The sequence below is a fragment of the Sodalis sp. RH14 genome (assembly GCF_047324285.1).
Classification (GTDB): domain Bacteria; phylum Pseudomonadota; class Gammaproteobacteria; order Enterobacterales; family Enterobacteriaceae; genus Acerihabitans.
Genome location: NZ_CP178739.1, coordinates 2,681,375 through 2,697,670, shown reverse-complemented (window position 1 = coordinate 2,697,670; position 16,296 = coordinate 2,681,375). Strand labels below are relative to the sequence as shown.

The 16,296-nt window shown below is 58.7% G+C and carries 15 protein-coding genes; 10 read left to right on the top strand and 5 right to left on the bottom strand.

The window, feature by feature from the left end; translation table 11 throughout:
• The first annotated feature begins 3 nt into the window (after positions 1-3).
• Positions 4-1,476, top strand: coding sequence for an aldehyde dehydrogenase (locus tag ACL2XQ_RS12315; protein WP_410014794.1), 1,473 nt, complete (start codon positions 4-6; stop codon positions 1,474-1,476).
• 62 nt (positions 1,477-1,538) lie between these two features.
• Positions 1,539-3,122, top strand: coding sequence for an aldehyde dehydrogenase (NADP(+)) (locus ACL2XQ_RS12310; protein ID WP_413740422.1), 1,584 nt, complete (start codon positions 1,539-1,541; stop codon positions 3,120-3,122).
• Between the two features lie 169 nt (positions 3,123-3,291).
• Here ACL2XQ_RS12310 and ACL2XQ_RS12305 read toward each other — a convergent pair whose 3' ends face one another.
• From ACL2XQ_RS12305 to ACL2XQ_RS12295, 3 genes are read right to left on the bottom strand one after another with little or no spacing between them, the layout of a single operon-like run.
• A complete protein-coding gene (locus tag ACL2XQ_RS12305) occupies positions 3,292-4,338 on the bottom strand; it encodes a proline racemase family protein (RefSeq protein ID WP_413740421.1) in 1,047 nt (348 codons plus the stop codon).
• Positions 4,335-5,390 (bottom strand): proline racemase family protein, encoded by a 1,056-nt coding sequence (locus tag ACL2XQ_RS12300; protein ID WP_410014791.1) that lies wholly within the window; start codon positions 5,388-5,390, stop codon positions 4,335-4,337. Before ACL2XQ_RS12300 ends, ACL2XQ_RS12305 begins: the two co-directional genes overlap by 4 nt.
• A gap of 60 nt (positions 5,391-5,450) precedes the next feature.
• Entirely contained in the window at positions 5,451-6,377 is a 927-nt protein-coding gene (locus tag ACL2XQ_RS12295) for a transporter substrate-binding domain-containing protein (protein WP_410014790.1), read from the bottom strand.
• Between the two features lie 280 nt (positions 6,378-6,657).
• Here ACL2XQ_RS12295 and ACL2XQ_RS12290 point away from each other — a divergent pair, with 280 nt between their 5' ends.
• From ACL2XQ_RS12290 to ACL2XQ_RS12275, 4 genes are all read left to right on the top strand, one after another.
• The gene (locus ACL2XQ_RS12290; RefSeq protein ID WP_410014789.1) at positions 6,658-7,416 is read left to right on the top strand and encodes an IclR family transcriptional regulator; all 759 of its coding nucleotides are present in this window, start codon (positions 6,658-6,660) and stop codon (positions 7,414-7,416) included.
• A 134-nt stretch (positions 7,417-7,550) separates the two neighbouring features.
• The gene (locus tag ACL2XQ_RS12285; RefSeq protein ID WP_410014788.1) at positions 7,551-8,831 is read left to right on the top strand and encodes an MFS transporter; all 1,281 of its coding nucleotides are present in this window, start codon (positions 7,551-7,553) and stop codon (positions 8,829-8,831) included.
• Positions 8,828-9,853: an amidohydrolase family protein gene (locus ACL2XQ_RS12280; RefSeq protein ID WP_413740420.1), complete on the top strand. Its 1,026-nt coding sequence runs from the start codon at positions 8,828-8,830 to the stop codon at positions 9,851-9,853. Before ACL2XQ_RS12285 ends, ACL2XQ_RS12280 begins: the two co-directional genes overlap by 4 nt.
• A gap of 9 nt (positions 9,854-9,862) precedes the next feature.
• Complete coding sequence (locus tag ACL2XQ_RS12275) at positions 9,863-10,558, top strand: 4-carboxy-4-hydroxy-2-oxoadipate aldolase/oxaloacetate decarboxylase (RefSeq protein ID WP_410014786.1); 696 nt, start codon at positions 9,863-9,865, stop codon at positions 10,556-10,558.
• A 36-nt stretch (positions 10,559-10,594) separates the two neighbouring features.
• On the opposite strand, the gene ACL2XQ_RS12270 is transcribed toward ACL2XQ_RS12275, so the two are convergent.
• Positions 10,595-10,975 (bottom strand): DUF4267 domain-containing protein, encoded by a 381-nt coding sequence (locus ACL2XQ_RS12270; protein WP_410014785.1) that lies wholly within the window; start codon positions 10,973-10,975, stop codon positions 10,595-10,597.
• Positions 10,976-11,089: 114 nt separating this feature from the next.
• On the opposite strand from ACL2XQ_RS12270, the gene ACL2XQ_RS12265 reads away from it, so the two are divergent.
• A complete protein-coding gene (locus tag ACL2XQ_RS12265) occupies positions 11,090-11,701 on the top strand; it encodes a WHG domain-containing protein (RefSeq protein WP_413722982.1) in 612 nt (203 codons plus the stop codon).
• A 12-nt stretch (positions 11,702-11,713) separates the two neighbouring features.
• On the opposite strand, the gene ACL2XQ_RS12260 is transcribed toward ACL2XQ_RS12265, so the two are convergent.
• Positions 11,714-12,421 (bottom strand): GntR family transcriptional regulator, encoded by a 708-nt coding sequence (locus ACL2XQ_RS12260; RefSeq protein ID WP_413722983.1) that lies wholly within the window; start codon positions 12,419-12,421, stop codon positions 11,714-11,716.
• Between the two features lie 201 nt (positions 12,422-12,622).
• Between ACL2XQ_RS12260 and ACL2XQ_RS12255 the strand changes: the two genes are divergently transcribed.
• The 3 genes from ACL2XQ_RS12255 (at position 12,623) to ACL2XQ_RS12245 (ending at position 16,290) form a co-directional block, all read left to right on the top strand.
• A complete protein-coding gene (locus ACL2XQ_RS12255) occupies positions 12,623-13,438 on the top strand; it encodes an alpha/beta fold hydrolase (protein ID WP_410014782.1) in 816 nt (271 codons plus the stop codon).
• A gap of 170 nt (positions 13,439-13,608) precedes the next feature.
• Complete coding sequence (locus ACL2XQ_RS12250) at positions 13,609-14,697, top strand: substrate-binding domain-containing protein (protein WP_410014781.1); 1,089 nt, start codon at positions 13,609-13,611, stop codon at positions 14,695-14,697.
• Positions 14,698-14,718: 21 nt separating this feature from the next.
• The gene (locus ACL2XQ_RS12245) at positions 14,719-16,290 is read left to right on the top strand and encodes a sugar ABC transporter ATP-binding protein (protein WP_413740419.1); all 1,572 of its coding nucleotides are present in this window, start codon (positions 14,719-14,721) and stop codon (positions 16,288-16,290) included.
• The last annotated feature ends 6 nt before the right edge of the window (positions 16,291-16,296 follow it).

Sequence of the window (16,296 nt, the reverse complement as noted above, 5' to 3'; positions counted from 1 at the left end):
CATATGATTGCTTTACCTGACACTGTACGGACCCGCGCTTTTATCAACGGCGAATATGTCGACGCTGAACACCAGCGGGTCTTCGATAACTTTAATCCCGCGACCGGTAAACTGCTCAACCAGATTGCCGCCTGCTCCGCCGCCGACGTTGATAAAGCGGTTAAGGCCGCCCGCGCCGCCTTTGAGCGCGGTGAATGGAGCCGCATGGAGCCGCGCGAGCGTAAGCGCATCCTGCATACTTTTGCCAATCTTATCGAACAACATGCCGCCGAGTTAGCCCTGCTGGATTCGCTGGATGCCGGCAAGCCGTTGGCGGATTGCGAAAATTTCGACCTACCCGATGTGGTCAACAACATTCGCTGGTATGCCGAAGCCATCGATAAGGTCTTCGGCAAGATATCGCCCACCGGCGCGGGCAACCTTGGCCTGATTATTCGTGAACCGGTGGGCGTGGTCGGCATGGTATTGCCGTGGAACTTCCCTGCCGCCACCTTGTCATGGAAAATTTCGCCGGCGCTGGCGGCTGGCAACTCGCTGGTGATCAAGCCGGCGGAACTGGCCTCGCTGTCGACGATACGTATCGCCGGGCTGGCGCGGGAAGCGGGCATCCCCGCAGGCGTATTCAACGTGGTGCCCGGCTTAGGCCATATCGCCGGTAAAGCCTTAGGGCTGCATAACGATGTCGATGCGCTGACCTTCACCGGCTCAACAGAAATCGGCCGGCAGTTCCTGCGCTACGCCGCCGACAGCAACCTGAAGAAAGTGGTGCTGGAATGCGGCGGCAAAAGCCCGCAGATCGTCATGGCGGATATGGCGGAAGACCTGGACGCCATCGCCGAAAACCTGGCCAATGCGGCATTCTGGAATATGGGGCAAAACTGCACCTGCGGTTCGCGCATCCTGGTGCACTCCGCCATTAAAGAACCCTTTATGAAGGCTTTTATCCGGGCCGCGCAGGTATGGAAAACCGGCGACCCCACCGACCGCGCCACCAGGCTGGGGCCACTGATCGAGCCTGACGCGCTGGCGCGGGTATTGAGCGCCATCGCGCAGGCCCAACAGCAAGGCGCCACTGTGCTGCACGGCGGTAGCCAGGTGCGGCAGGATAGCGGCGGCTGGTTTGTCGAAGCCACGATTATTGATGGCGTCACGCCGGATATGGCCTTGGCCCGGGACGAAATCTTCGGTCCGGTGGTGGCGATCCTCACTTTCGACAGCGAGGAACAGGCGGTAAAAATCGCCAATGACTCCGCTTATGGCCTGGCGGCTACGGTATTTTCCAATGACATCAACATTGCCGTGCGCATGGCGCGTCAAATACAGGCCGGCACCGTGGCGGTTAACGGTTACGGTGAAGGCGATATCACCACGCCGTTTGGCGGCCTCAAAACCTCGGGTTTCGGCGGCTATGACAAAGGATTCGAAGCCTTTGATCAATACACCCAAATGAAAACCATCTGGGTAACCCTCAGTTGACGCTGAACGCGGCACCGTCCGCCGGCGCTGATCTTATTTTCAACACGTATCAAGGTTCCGCTATGCAAATTCTGGGTGAAAACTTTATCCGCGGTGAACGCAGCCGGCAAAACAGCGTCACGCTGGCCAGTTATGATGCATTTACCGGCGAGGCGCTGCCCTACACTTTTTATCAAGCCACGGAGCAGGAAGCCGTCCAGGCCTGCTTAGCCGCCGAACAGGCTTTCCCAGCCTATCACAGCGCGCCTGCGCGTGACCGCGCCCTTTTTCTCGATGCCATTGCCGATAAGCTGGATGCGCTGGGCGATGAGTTTATCCAGCTGGCGATGCGGGAAACAGCGCTGCCTGAAGGCCGTATCCGCGGGGAGCGCGCGCGTACCAGCGGGCAAATGCGGCTGTTTGCTTCCGTGCTGCGGCGCGGGGATTGCTTTGGCGCCCGTATCGATACCGCGCTACCGCAGCGCGCCCCGCTGCCGCGCCCCGATGTGCGTCAGATAAAACGGGGCATCGGGCCGGTGGCGGTGTTCGGCGCCAGTAACTTTCCCCTCGCCTTCTCCACCGCCGGCGGCGATACCGCCTCCGCCCTGGCGGCGGGCTGTCCGGTAGTCATGAAAGCGCATAATGGCCATATGGGCACCGCCGATTGCGTGGCTAACGCCATCGTGCTCGCCGCCCGGCAAACCGGCATGCCTGCCGGAGTGTTCAATATGATTTATGGCGGCGATATCGGACAAGTCCTGGTGCGGCATCCGGCTATTCAGGCGGTGGGGTTTACCGGTTCGCTGAAAGGCGGCCGCGCGTTATATGATCTGGCCGCCGCGCGCCCCGATCCGATCCCCGTGTTTGCCGAAATGAGCAGCATTAACCCGATGATCCTGCTGCCCGGCGCGCTGGCGGCGCGCGGCGAGGGGATCGCCCGTGAGCTGACGGCTTCCGTGGTCGCCGGCTGCGGGCAATTTTGCACCAATCCAGGATTGATAATCGGTATATCTTCGCCTGACTTCAGCGCTTTTTTGCAGATGATGCGGCAAAATATCCGGCGCAGCCCGCCGCAAACCATGCTCAACCGCGGCGTACTCGCCAGCTATGAACACGGACTCGCGCAATTACATCAACACCAGGGCATCACCCATCTCGCCGGGGAGCCGCAGCAGGGTATGCAGGCGGTGCCCCAGCTGTTCCAGGCGCAATCCGGTTTGTTGACCACAGGCGATCCACTGTTGCAGGAAGAGGTTTTCGGGCCGGTGACCATCGCCGTCGCCGTGGCGGACCAGGCCGAGCTGACGCGGGCCCTGACGGGGCTGCGGGGGCAGTTGACCGCGACGCTGGTGGCGGAAACGGAAGATTTGCGCCATTTTGCCCATCTGGTTCCTTTACTGGAACGCAAAGCCGGCCGCCTGCTGTTAAATGCTTATCCCACCGGCGTCGAAGTCTGTGACGCCATGGTACACGGCGGCCCCTGGCCGGCGACCTCCGATGCCCGCGGTACCTCGGTGGGCACGCTGGCAATCGATCGTTTCCTGCGCCCGGTCTGCTATCAGGATTATCCGCAGGAATTACTGCCCGATGCGCTAAAAGATGACAACCCGCTGAATCTTTCGCGTTTGGTCAACGGCGTTTACACGCGCGAAAAAATCCGTGCTTAATCAGGTGGCGACGTAAGAAAAGATAACGCTTATCACGGTGCGCTGCGCCCCGAAGGCCAAATGACCTTCGGGGCGTTTTTTTTGATAACCGATACGCTTTGGCGTAACAGGCGCTGGCATAGGTGCGTTTGCCGCGTGGCAGGGCACCGCTATTCCTGTACATCCATTCCTAGGCGGTCCGGTTTGCCGGCGGCAACGCATCGCTGCCGTAGCCGACGCCGAAACCCTCGGCAAAAGGGTCTTCGGGATCAAGCAGGAAGGTCGATTGCGCAATAATATGGGCGCGGCCGCGTATTTTCGGGATAATGGCTTCGACATGGGGAGTCAGCTTCGTCGTCTCCTCGAAAGTACCCTCAAAGACTGAACCGATAATGCTTTCGTGCCGGAACCTGTCGCCTAGCCCCTGCTGGCGGCGATAAAAGCGCTGGGCCATGCGCGCCGACGTTCCCGTGCCGCCGGGAGATCGGTCAACGCCTGCTTCGCCGAAAAACACCAGGTTACGGTAGCTGCCGGCGCTGTTTTGCTCTTCGGTGAAAATCACCATCGGCACGTGGCAAGCCTTGCCGGTGGCGGGATCGATGATATGCAGATCGCGATTGACGCTATCGCGAATGGCGCGACCCGCGCTCACCAGTTGCTCCGCATACGCCGGTTGCACCGCCAGCCCCAAACTTGATGCGGCGACCAGCGCATAGTAATTCCCGCCGAAGACGATATCCAGGGTAACGGGACCGCACGCCGGCAAGTCCACCACCTGGTCTGGGGCCACCATATAAGAGGCGACGTTTTGGATGGTGACCCCTTTCACCACGCCATTAGCGACCTCGACTTCCGCGGTGACCAGGCCGGCGGGGGTATCAAATGAGATGCGCGAAAGGGGTTCGGTCACCTCGACATACCCGTTTTCCACCATCACCGTTGCGGCGCCGATGGTTCCCGCGCCGCACATTAACGGCCACCCGCCGGTTTCGATAAAGACGATGCCAATGTCGGCCCGTGGATCGCAGGGCTGCATCAAGATGCTGCCGCACATTTCCGAACTCCCGCGCGGTTCATACATGAGTAGCTTCCTGATGGCGTCGTGATGCTCCATCAGATAGGCGCGCTTTTCGCTGATACGCGCGCCGGGAACGGGCGCGACGCCGCCGATAACCACCCGTGCGGGCGCGCCGGCGCTATGGGCATCAATCACGGAATACTGGACGCTTGACTTCATATGTGATCCTTACCGTCTGAAAAAACGGGACGCTTCGCATCCGCCGCATAGCCGACCCCAAATCCCTCCTGGAACGGATCCTCCGGATCGACAAAAAAGTTGCGCAGGCCAATAACAAACGCCCGCCCTGTGATAAGAGGTAGCACCATTTCTTTTCCAGCCACGATGTGTACGCCGGTCAGCTTGCCGGTGAAACGGGAGCCGATAATGCTTTCATGGACAAAGGTTTCATCCAATGCCAACGCACCCCGCGCATACAGCTGAGCCATGCGCGCCGATGTCCCCGTCCCGCCGGGAGAACGATCGACACCGGCTTCACCAAACAACACCAGATTTCGATGGGTGCCCGGATGCGAGCCAGGCCCGGTGAAAATCACGTTGGGGATCGGCGTCGCCCCCGTTTCCAATGGATGCCTGACGGCGAGGGTGGCGTTAGTGCTTTCCCGTACTTGCCGGCCAATCAACACCAGCCGTTCCGCACAGGCCGGGACCAACGCCAGATCGAAGCGGTCAGCGGGGACAATGACGTAAAAATTGCCGCCATAGGCAATATCGACATCGACACGACCCTGTCCGGGCACATCGATCTGGTGGTCCTTGACCGCGAGGTATGACGGCACATTAGAGAGCGAGACGCCCTGGACCGCGCCGTCTTTAAGAGCAATATGCGCCGTCACCAGACCGGCCGGCGTGTCAAATACGATCTGCGCGCGTGCGCCGGCCGCTTTAAACATGCCGGTCTCGATCAACGCGGTCGCCGCGCCGATGGTGCCTGCGCCGCACATGGTCAGCCAGCCGCCGCTTTCGATAAACACAATACCCACATCGGCGCGCGGATCGCAGGGCGCCATAATCAGGCTTCCGCTCATCTGTGAACCGCCGCGGGGTTCATACATCAGCAGCTTGCGCACATGATCATAGTGAGCAGCCAAGTACAGCCGCTTTTCATTCATGGTATTGCCCTTGGCTTGCGGGACGCCGCCGATCACAACCCGCGCTTGCGCTCCGGCGGCGTGCATATCAACAACAGAATAGTGAGATCTTGAATGCATCAGGTCTCCTGGGGAATAAAAGAAGCGATAATATCTACCTATCAGAGCGTTGGATAACCTTTACTCGATGGTATAAGCCGGCAGGGCGTCGCCTTGTTTATAGATAGTGGGATCAGTGATCATGCCGTAATCCGTGCCCCACCGCTTATGGATTTGCGCATATTTTCCCGACGCGATCAGGTGCACATAGGCGGCCTGCAGGGCTTGCAGCAACCCCGCGCTTGACTCATTGCGCGCCACGGCCGTGGCGCAGGGACCACCGCCCACACGGCCTGTAGGCACAAAAGGCTGTCCCGACGCCACCAGGGTTAACCCCACTTCGCGGCCGGTCAGCACCGCCTCGACGCGTTTGCTGGCGAGCGCAAGCACGGCATCCGCCATTTGCGGAAAGACGCTGACCTGAGGCGCCGGTTTGCCTTCATCCGCACAGCGCGCCTTGCCGGTTTCCATGGCGGGAACGCCGGAAGACCCCCCCAGGATCGCTATCTTATGCCCGCAGACATCCGCGATGCTTTCAGGCATATATTTGCTGCCTTTATTCACCACGAACGCATCGAAATTACTCCATTCGGTGACAAAGTCGGCAACTTCGACACGGTCTTTGCGCACGAAAAACTCGCCCATGCCGATATCGTATTTCTGTGCCTGCAGCCCTAAAAGAATCGCGGGGAAATCCATACCCTGGATCTCCGCTTTCAGCCCCATCGTTTGGGCGACAGCGCTAACCATCTCCGGGATCATGCCGACAGTTTTCCCGTTGGCGACAAAAGAAAAAGGCTGGTATTTTGTCATGGTGGCGACGCGGAGCACCCCGCGTTTTTTTATCGCCTCGGGCACCAGCGCGACAATCTCGGGCACAGCCGCAATGCCGCCCTCCTCACCGGTGGGCATGCTGTTGGCGGGCGCCGCATATGCATATGTTGAGGCGGCACACAGCATCAGCGCGGAACCGACCCATGCCACGCCGATAGTTTTTCGAAAGCGCATTACCCTTCTCCTCAGTCAGTTGTTATCTGTAAGGTGTTATATATTACCGATAGACGATAGCATGTTACGATTTTGTGTCAATCCCTTTCCCCGTCGCCATGATCGGCGCCAGGATTATCCGCTTTGCTGCGGCCTGGCTAAGTGGCCTTTTGCCGGCACACCCCGCCTCCCCTCCCCTTATTAACCTGTGATGAAACACACAGAAATTATCCCCTGCGCTGTCTATAGTTGTTCTATTAGATGATATCTAGTTCTATCAGACAGAACACGAGGCAATATTATGGCGCGAACAGAGGGGACAAATCCCCAACCCCTGGGCGTAACCCCCAGCGGCGTCGATGTGATCGATCGGGCGATGGCGCTGCTGTTCGCCTTCAGGCAAGAAGATCGGTCGTTAACCCTGACCGAACTCGCCAGGCGCACCGGCTTGTATAAAAGCACGGTGCTCAGGCTGGCGGCGGCGCTTTGCCATCACCGGATGATGATCCGCCTGGAGGATGGCCGTTACGGCCTCGGCTCCGCCACCTTCAGCCTGGGAAACCATTACTTAGCCCACCTGAATCTCAGCGATGTGCTGCTGCCGTTAATGCGTGAGCTTAATGAACAACTTGGCGAAACCGTGTCTTTTCATATCCGGGAAGGGGATCACCGCTTGTGCCTGTTTCGGATTAATTCGCAATTTGCCGTGCGCGTAAACGTACAGCAGGGCGATGTGCAATCCCTGGAGCGCGGTGCCGGCGGCAGGATCCTGCTGGCCTTTTCCGGGGAGCCCGGCGACATCTACGAACAGGTGCGCCGGGCCCATACCTACGCGTCGCACGGCGAGCGCGACGAGGAAACCGCCGGGATTTCCGCGCCGGTATTCGGCCCCGGCCAGCGGCTTATCGGCGCGCTGGGCATCGTGGCGCCCATCAGCCGGCTGGACATGGCGTTGATGGCGCGGTATCGCCCCATCCTGCTGGAGATTGCCGCCCGCGCGACGGAACGGCTGGGCGGCGACGCGCGACCGCTGCTGCATGCAAAAGAGATAGCTGTTTAATACGTGCTCATCGTTTGGAGTTCGGCGCAAAACGAATCCCATGCTGTCGATAAGTGAAACGATATTGCCTGTAAAAGCCCTTTCAATACCGGGGAGACGGTTTATAACGCCGGTGGCGAAGGCATAAAGGGGACATGATGATGTTTCAATGGTTCACATCGCTTAACAAAATCGAAAAACGCACCTTCTGGGCCTGCTTCAGCGGCTGGGGGCTGGACGCCATGGATACGCAGATGTATGCCCTGTCCATCCCGACGCTTATCGCCCTGTGGGGCATGACCAAAGGACAGGCGGGCATCCTGGGCACCACCGTGCTGATCATGGCGGCGCTGGGCGGCTGGATTGCCGGTATTTTATCCGATCGCTATGGCCGGGTGCGGATCCTGCAGGTGACCATCGCCTGGTTTTCCCTCTTTACGTTCCTGTCGGCATTTACCGATTCCTTCTGGCAGCTGATGATCACCCGCGGCCTGCAGGGCATCGGTTTTGGCGGCGAGTGGGCGGTCGGGGCGGTGCTTATCAGCGAGACCATCAACGCCCGGGTGCGCGGGCGCGTGGTCGGCGCGCTGCAGGCGGGCTGGGCCATCGGCTACGGTATTACCGTTATTATTTCGACCATTATCTTTAATTCTTTTCCCGCCGATACCGCCTGGCGCATCCTGTTTGCCCTGGGACTGCTGCCCGCGCTGCTGGTATTGTGGATCCGGCGCAATATCCAGGAAGCGCCGCTGTATAAAAAAGAACATGCCGACGTCCAGGATCAGTCCAACAGTATTTGGGATGTTTTTTCCTCCCCTTATCGCGCCACCACCCTGAAGGCCATTCTGCTGACCTTTGGTATTTACGGCGGCAATTACGTGATGATTACCTGGCTGCCGGCTTACCTGAAATTGGTGCTGCATCTGTCGATTAACAACGTCGGCGGCTATCTGGCCATCAATATCCTCGGGTCGTTCGCCGGCGCCTTCCTTAATGGCTGGATGGCCGATGCGTTCGGCAGGCGTAAAACCTTTATGATCATCGCCTGCTGCCAGGCCGTGGCGGTAGGGGTCTATACGCTGGCGCCGATCAACCTGACCATCACCCTGCTGCTGGGATTTGTGCTCGGCACGCTGCAATCGGGCACCGCCGCAGGTACCGGCGCCTTTATCGCCGAACTGTTCCCCACCCGGGTGCGCGGTTCGGCGCAGGGCCTGTGCGGTAACGCCGGCCGCGCCCTGGGCGCGGTGATGCCGACCATGGTGGGATTACTGAGCATCAATATGGATTTGGGACCGGCCATGGGCATATGCGCCTGCGCGTCCTATGTCATCGTGGTGCTTGCCGCCATGATGCTGCCGGAAACCCGGGGGCGCGATCTGGGTCATATCGTCATGGCTGAAAACCACACCGCCGAGAGGGCAAAAATGCAATGATTATCGATATCCACGGGCACTACACTACCGCGCCGGATGCCCTTGAGGACTGGCGCAAACGCCAGGTGGCCGCCCTGACCGACCCCGCTTCCGACATCAGCGCCGCCGATTTGCGTATCACCGATGAGCAAATCAGGGCAAGCATCGAGCAGAACCAACTGCAAAAAATGCGCGAGCGCGGTATCGACGTAACCCTTTTTTCGCCGCGCGCCAGCTTTATGGCCCACCATATCGGCAACGCCGCCACCAGCGCGGCGTGGGCCGGGATCTGCAATGAATTATGCTATCGGGTCAGCGCGCTGTATCCGGCCTTTTTCGCCGGCGCCGCCATGCTGCCGCAGTCGCCGGGCGTCGACACCCGCTCATGCCTGGCGGAAATGGATCGCTGCGTGCGGGAGTACGGTTTCGTCGCCATCAATCTTAATCCGGACCCCTCCGGCGGCCACTGGACGTCGCCGCCCTTGTCCGATCGATATTGGTATCCGATTTACGAAAAAATGCAGGAATATGATCTGCCGGCGATGATCCACGTCAGCACCAGCTGCAACCCGGCGTTTCACACCACCGGCGCCCATTACCTGAACGCCGACACCACGGCCTTTATGCAGTGCCTGGCCTCGGATCTGTTTACCGATTTCCCCCGGCTGCGCTTTATTATTCCCCACGGCGGCGGCGCCGTGCCCTACCACTGGGGCCGCTTCCGTGGACTGGCGCAGGCGATGCGCATCGACGATATCGAGGAAAAGCTGCTGAACAATATTTTCTTCGATACCTGCGTCTACCATCAGCCGGGCATCGACCTGCTTACCCGCGTGATCCCCGTCAGGAATGTGCTGTTCGCCTCGGAAATGATCGGCGCGGTCAGGGGTATCGACCCGCAAACCGGGTTCGCGTTTGACGATACCCGCCGTTATATTGAATGCGCCCGGCTTGAAGACGCTGAACGCCAACTGATATTCGAGGGCAATGCACGCCGCGTCTATCCTCTTCTCGATCAACGACTTAAGGCCCAGGGCCGTTAAGGAGGCAGTATGCATACCCGAATCAATGCATTAGGTATAGTCAAACGCAACATCGAGCGGACCGATCCGGCCCTGGTCAGACGGCTGGGGGATTTTGGCGTGGCCACGCTGCATGAGGCCATGGGCCGCACCGGCCTTATGCGACCCCACATCCGCCCGGCCTTTGCCGGCGCCCGGTTATGCGGCAACGCGGTGACCGTGCTGGCCCAGCCCGGCGATAACCTGATGCTGCATGTCGCCGCAGAGCAGATCCGGCAAGGCGATATCGTGGTGGTGGCCTGTACCGTGGAAAACGGCGACGGCATGTTCGGCGAACTGCTGGCCACCTCTTACCGCGCCCGCGGCGCCGCCGGCCTGGTGAGCGAGGCGGGGGTACGCGATGTCGGCGCCCTGCGCGACATGGGGTTCCCGGTATTCTCCCGCGTCATCAGCGCCAAAGGCACCGCCCGCGCCACCCTGGGCTCAGTCAATGTGCCGGTGATTTGCGCCGGCGCGCTGGTCAATCCCGGCGATGTGATCGTCGCCGATGACGACGGCGTGGTGGTGGTGCCGCGCGACCTCGCCCGGCAAACGGCCGACGCGGCGCAGCAACGCGAAGATAACGAACAGGCGAAGCGCGAGCGTTTCGCTAAGGGCGAGCTGGGCCTGGATATGTATCATATGCGCGATATGCTGGAGCAGGCCGGGTTAAAGTATATCGATTAACGCCCATAGGGATGGCCGGAAAGCGTATGAACCCTCTCAGCGTCCCCCCGGCAGCATCAGCATGGCCGTTAAGACCATAAGCGCGGCCGTAGGCAGATGGATGCCGAAGGCGCTTTTGGCGGAGCCTTTCGCGGCGAGAATAAGCAGCATGTCGCCGACCGGAATAAGGGCGCCCACCAACAGGATAAGGCCGACGCCGCGCGGGGTATCCCACGCCATGAACGCCAGTACCATGAATCCCGTCGTCAGGTCGCGCACGCCCTTCAGGCGCAGCCACCATGGAATGTTGACGCCGCTTTCCGGCAGCGGCAGGCCGAAACTGCGGGTCGCGGCGGTGGGGTTCACCATATAGAGGCTGCCAATCGCGATAATCGCGAGTGCCAGGAACAGCGCCAGTCCGAACGTTAGCCAATGCATTTGAGTGTCCCAGGGTGATAATATAGCAATAGAATATAATCTATCATTGCTAGATTATCAAGCCATCGTATAATAACCGGCAATGACGGCTAGGGTGGTCCGGGAGATAAAAGCATGAGTATCGCCGAGCGGAAAGGCAGGCAGCGGGCGGAACGCGAATCCCGCATTATTGCGGCAGCGCGCGCGATCGCAGAGCGCGAAGGATGGAATGCGGTGACCATCCGCCGCCTGGCACAAGAGATAGAATACAGCCAGCCCGTGCTTTATTCACATTTCGAGAACCGGGATGCGATTGTTGCCGCTGTGGCGATCGAGGGTTTCCAAGAGATCACCGCGGCGCTTCGTGCCGCGGCGCGTGAATCGGACGGACAGCGGAACGCCCTGGAGAATGTCGCCATGGCTTATCTCGGCTTTGCCTTCCGCTGGCCCGCGCTCTACGAGGCCATGTTTGTCCTCCCGACCCCTCTGCGGTTCGCCGAGGCGGATACCAGGCCGGAACTGCGGGCTGCTTTCGACGCCATCGCGACGGTGGTCACGCCGTTTTGCGCCGACGCAGAGGTCATGACCGAGACGTTTTGGGCGACCCTGCATGGCCTCGCCGAACTCGAGCGTTCAGGTCGAATCAGGCCCGGCGCGCGGGTTGAACGCATCCTGCTCGCCGTGCGGGCGCTGCTCGCGTCCCGCAACGATGCTCCCGACCCCGGCGAACAGCCGGGACCCGCATAATCCCGCCGCCTGTCAGTGGGAAGCAGAGGTACTGCGCTCGGCACGAACGGCGGTGCCCAGCGCGCTTAGCATCACATCGCGGGTATGGTTCAGATGTTCAGACAAAATAGACACGGCACGGTCCGCGTTGCCGTCTAATATTGCCTGCAACAGTTCATTGTGATCGCTGTTGCGTTCCCCCTGCTCTGTTGAAACCGGTAAAAGCACCCGCTGATAAATTGAAAACGCCTCGGCAAGCTGTTTGACCATCAAAAATAGCCATTTGCTGCCGCAGTTTTCCATCATGATAAAATTGAACACCTCATGGCGCGTATGCCATTCAGGATTAAATTTGTCCGGCGACTCAGGTAAGGTCTGGGGAGTATGGACCAGGCGGTGATTAGCGGCGATAAGGCGCGCCTGCCACTCAATATCCCCGCTGGCGATCGACTTGCGCAAGGCAATCCCTTCCAACGTAATCCGCTGTTCCGTTAAATCGATAAGCTCGCCCGCATTAAGCCCGCGCACGCTGAATCCTTGCTGCGGCGCAACGTCCACCAGCAATTCTCCCGCCAGGCGGCTCAGGGCCTCGCGTATGACATTCATGCTCACATCAAACCGCTGGGCAAGTTCGGAAATCTTAAGTTTATTCCCCGGCAGAAGCTGTCCGGTAAGAATCAAGCCCCGGACATGAGAATAAATCGTCTCATTTAGCGACCTTCCCTCTTTGAGAACCTTCATTTTCCTTCTCCAGTGAATTCTTATTTTTCAAATAGTTAAAAGCTTGCTCTGCTAATTAATTCCCATAATAACATAGCCAAAATTAAAAGGATATTCATACATAAAACTTATAATATGCCAAAAAATCCATTTTTTGCTTTAAAAAAGTTTTTTGCCGCGTATTATCAATTTCACCCCCACCGGTGTCAGCCAGGAGTCAGCATGAATGTTCCACTGAATAAGGCGTCCATTGAATTTGAAGGCATGCAGGCAGGCTATTACCACGCAGGGAAAGGCAAGCCGCTGATGCTGATTCATGGTTCCGGCCCTGGCGCCTCCAGTTTAGGCAACTGGAGCCGCGTGCTGGAGCCGCTGGGCCATGACTATCACATCTTCGCCATGGATCTTATCGGTTTTGGCATCAGCGATCGCAAGGCGGAACCACCCTACTTTGATTTCCCCCTGTGGATTCGCCAGGCTAAAGCGATGCTGGATTATATCGGCGCGGCCGAGATCGGCATCATCGGCCATTCGCTGTCCGCCGCCATCGCACTGTCACTGGCGTCTTCCGACAAGCGGGTGTCGGCAGTGCTGACCACCGGCGCTATCGGCGCGCCTTTCCTTGCCACGGCCGCGACTCAGCGCATCTGGCGCTGTCCGCAAAACCGGGACGAACTGATCGCCACGCTGGGTACGCTTATTCATGATCAATCGATCATTGATGACAACTATATCAAGGCAAGAGAGCCGGTCGTGTTTGCGCCCGGTTATGCCGAATATTTCAATGCCATGTTTACCGGCGAACCGCAGCGTTATGTCGAAATGACCACCCTGGGTGATGAGGTGTTGTCCGCGATTAACTGCCCGGTCGTCATGCTGCACGGGCGCGATGATATTCCTTTTCCCAAAAGTACCTCTGAATATTTATCAGCAAAGATTAAATATGCCGATTTACATATCCTGAGTGAATGCTCTCACTCTGTGGCATTTGAAAGAACCAGAGCCTTTATGGCGGCAGCGCATCAACTGTTTCAGTAATTCCATCGCTGCGCCCGAGATGACAAGAATAAAGCGATGTACGTGGCGATAACGCATCGCCGCAATGCTTAATGACGGTCCGATAATAAGTCGGCTTTTCACTACAAAACACCCTTTCACAGGGAATGATGTTTGCTGTCCTGTCGCGGTATTACAACGAGGAAATTATAATGAATTGGCTGTCTCACTTTAAAAAACGCACGTCCCCTTTATTCTTTTCCTATATTCTGGCGTCAACGGCGCTATCAGCCTTTATGACTACCCCGGTAAAAGCAGAGGAAGACAGATTAGTCGGGTTGATTCCCGCGCTTAAAGCGGAAAAGCCGTTCAAGCTGGGGGTGACCGTAGTCCATCTGAACGATGATTTTTATAAAGGCATTATTTACGGCATTACCGATGAAGCCAAACGCTCCGGCGTGGACGTGGTCCAGGTGTCGGTGGCCGGCGCATACGGCAATGTGCGTGAACAGTTTGCCCAGCTGGAGGCGTTGAAAAGCATCGGCGCCGACGTGGCGGTGTTGGCCCCGGCCGCCTTCAACGGTTTTGACCCCATCATTAAATCCCTCAAAGCGGGCGGCATGAAGGTCGCATCGGTCGGCATCCCCGTGGACAGTAAAAATATCGACTTCGGCGTTCTGCAGGATGATACCTATATCGGCAAACTTATGGCGGACGCCGTCTGTAAATCCCCGGTCACGCCGAAAAATGTCGCCATGATCCCAGGACCCGCCGGGGCCGAATGGGTACGCCTTCGTTATGAAGGTTTCAAGGCGCAGGCAGGTAAATGCGCAACGCCCGTTTCCGTGGTTGAAACGGGATTTGGCGGCGGCATCGATCTTCAGGAAGGTCTGGCCAAGGCCTCCGACCTGATGCTACGCAACCCTGAGGTCAATTTTATCTATACCCCGCAGATTACGCTGGGCATGGGCGCGGTCCAGGCTATCCGCCAGCAGCACCGGCAGGCGTCCGTCGTGAGCTCGGCCATGGTTAAAAGGGCCGTGCCGATGATAGAAGACGGGAAAATGCTGGCCGTGGTATCCGAGCCGGGCATCATCATGGGACGCCTGATTGTTCAGTACGCCATCCGCGCCATGGCGGGAAAACCGCTGCCTAACCTGGCGCCGGCAGGTACCGATGGACTGAATTACGCCCATTACAATGTGCCGAATAAGGTGCTGGACAAGAGCAACGTGGCGACACATCCCTTTGAAACCTATGAAATCGCGCCGGCTGAATGGAAAGTGCCTGCAATGCAGTAAGCCTGGTACGAGGTAACAACGATGTCGACAGAACAGGTAACGGGTAAGGCGCTAAGTCAGGGAAGCTCGCCGCTGCTGCGGATCAGCGGCTTGTCCAAGCGGTTTGGCGCCACGCAGGCGCTGAACCAGGTTTCCATCCAGTTCCAGGCCGGGGAGATCCACTGCGTGCTGGGCGAGAACGGGGCCGGCAAGTCAACTATCGGCAAGATCATCAGCGGATTATATCCAGCAGACGAAGGCGCGATCTGGTATGGCGAACGGCAGGTCTCGTTCAGCAGTTCCCGTGAAGCGCGCCATGCCGGCATAGTGATGGTGTATCAGGAACTGTCCCTGGCGCCGAGCCTGTCGGTCCGCGCCAACCTGTGGCTGGGCGCGGAGAAAGGCAAAACGGTGTTTTCGTTTATCCGCAAAGCCCGGGAAGTCGCCCGGGTGCAGGAAGTCCTGGCCCAGCTTGGGCTGGCCGACATTGATATGGAACGGTCGGTAAGCGCTTTCCCGGTAGCCATACAGCAGCTTATCGAAATCGGGAAATCGTTACTGTCCCAGCCGCGGGTGATTATCTTCGACGAGCCGACGGCCATGCTGGGCGCCGTCGAGAAGGAACGCTTTTTCCGGGTGCTGGAAAAACTGCGGGCAGCGGGCCTGGCCTCGGTTTTAGTGACTCATCATATTGATGATGTGATCGCGGTCAGTGACAGAGTCACTATTATGCGCAATGGACAAGTCGTGGACTCATTCCCCGTCGGCGGCGATGTGGATGCTGATGTCATTGTCTCGCGCCTTACGGGCAAGGCGCCCGGCAGCCACGACATTAACGGCAAAGGCAACCTGCGCTTCCCGCCCTTGCTCGACGTGGAAAACCTGCCGGTCAGCCGCGGCGGAACCCGGGTTTTTTCTGTCGGTCGCGGCGAAGTGGTTGGCATCTATGGGGTGGTCGGCTGCGGAGGCGAGGCCCTGTTGCATAACCTGGTCGGCTTCCTGCCCATACCAGGCGACGCCCCCCTCAGCTTCAAATTAGAGGGTTATGCATGGCGGCCCGCAAACGTGTCCGAGGCGCTGAAAAAAGGGGTTTCCTGGCTGCCTGCCGGCAGGGCGGCCAATGGCGTGTATCCGTCCCTGTCCATCGCGGAAAACTTGATGATGACCCAGTTAAAACGGTTCGCTCGCAGCGGATTCATCCGTATTGGCCGGGCAGAATCCATGGCGGACCAACTGCTGCAAGCCTGCGGCGTGAAATACGCTGATAAGCATGACCCGCTTACCAGCCTCAGCGGCGGCAACCAGCAGAAGGTTCTGCTCGCCCGGGCCATGGCCAGCGCCGGAAAAGTGCTGGTACTGGAAGAACCCACCGCCGGCGTCGATATCGCGGCCAAACATGAAATCCATCAGCGCATTCGCGCGCTGGCCTCGACCGGGGTATCGGTGCTGATGTTATCAAGCGATCTGGCCGAAACGATGGCGCTGTGCGACACGGTGTGGACAATGTTCCACGGCAGTATCGTCACGGCATACCGCAACCCTGACGAACATGACAAAGCGTCGATTATCGCAGACGTTGTCGGCCAGGCCGGTCAGGACCAGCCAGATCATTAACCCTTA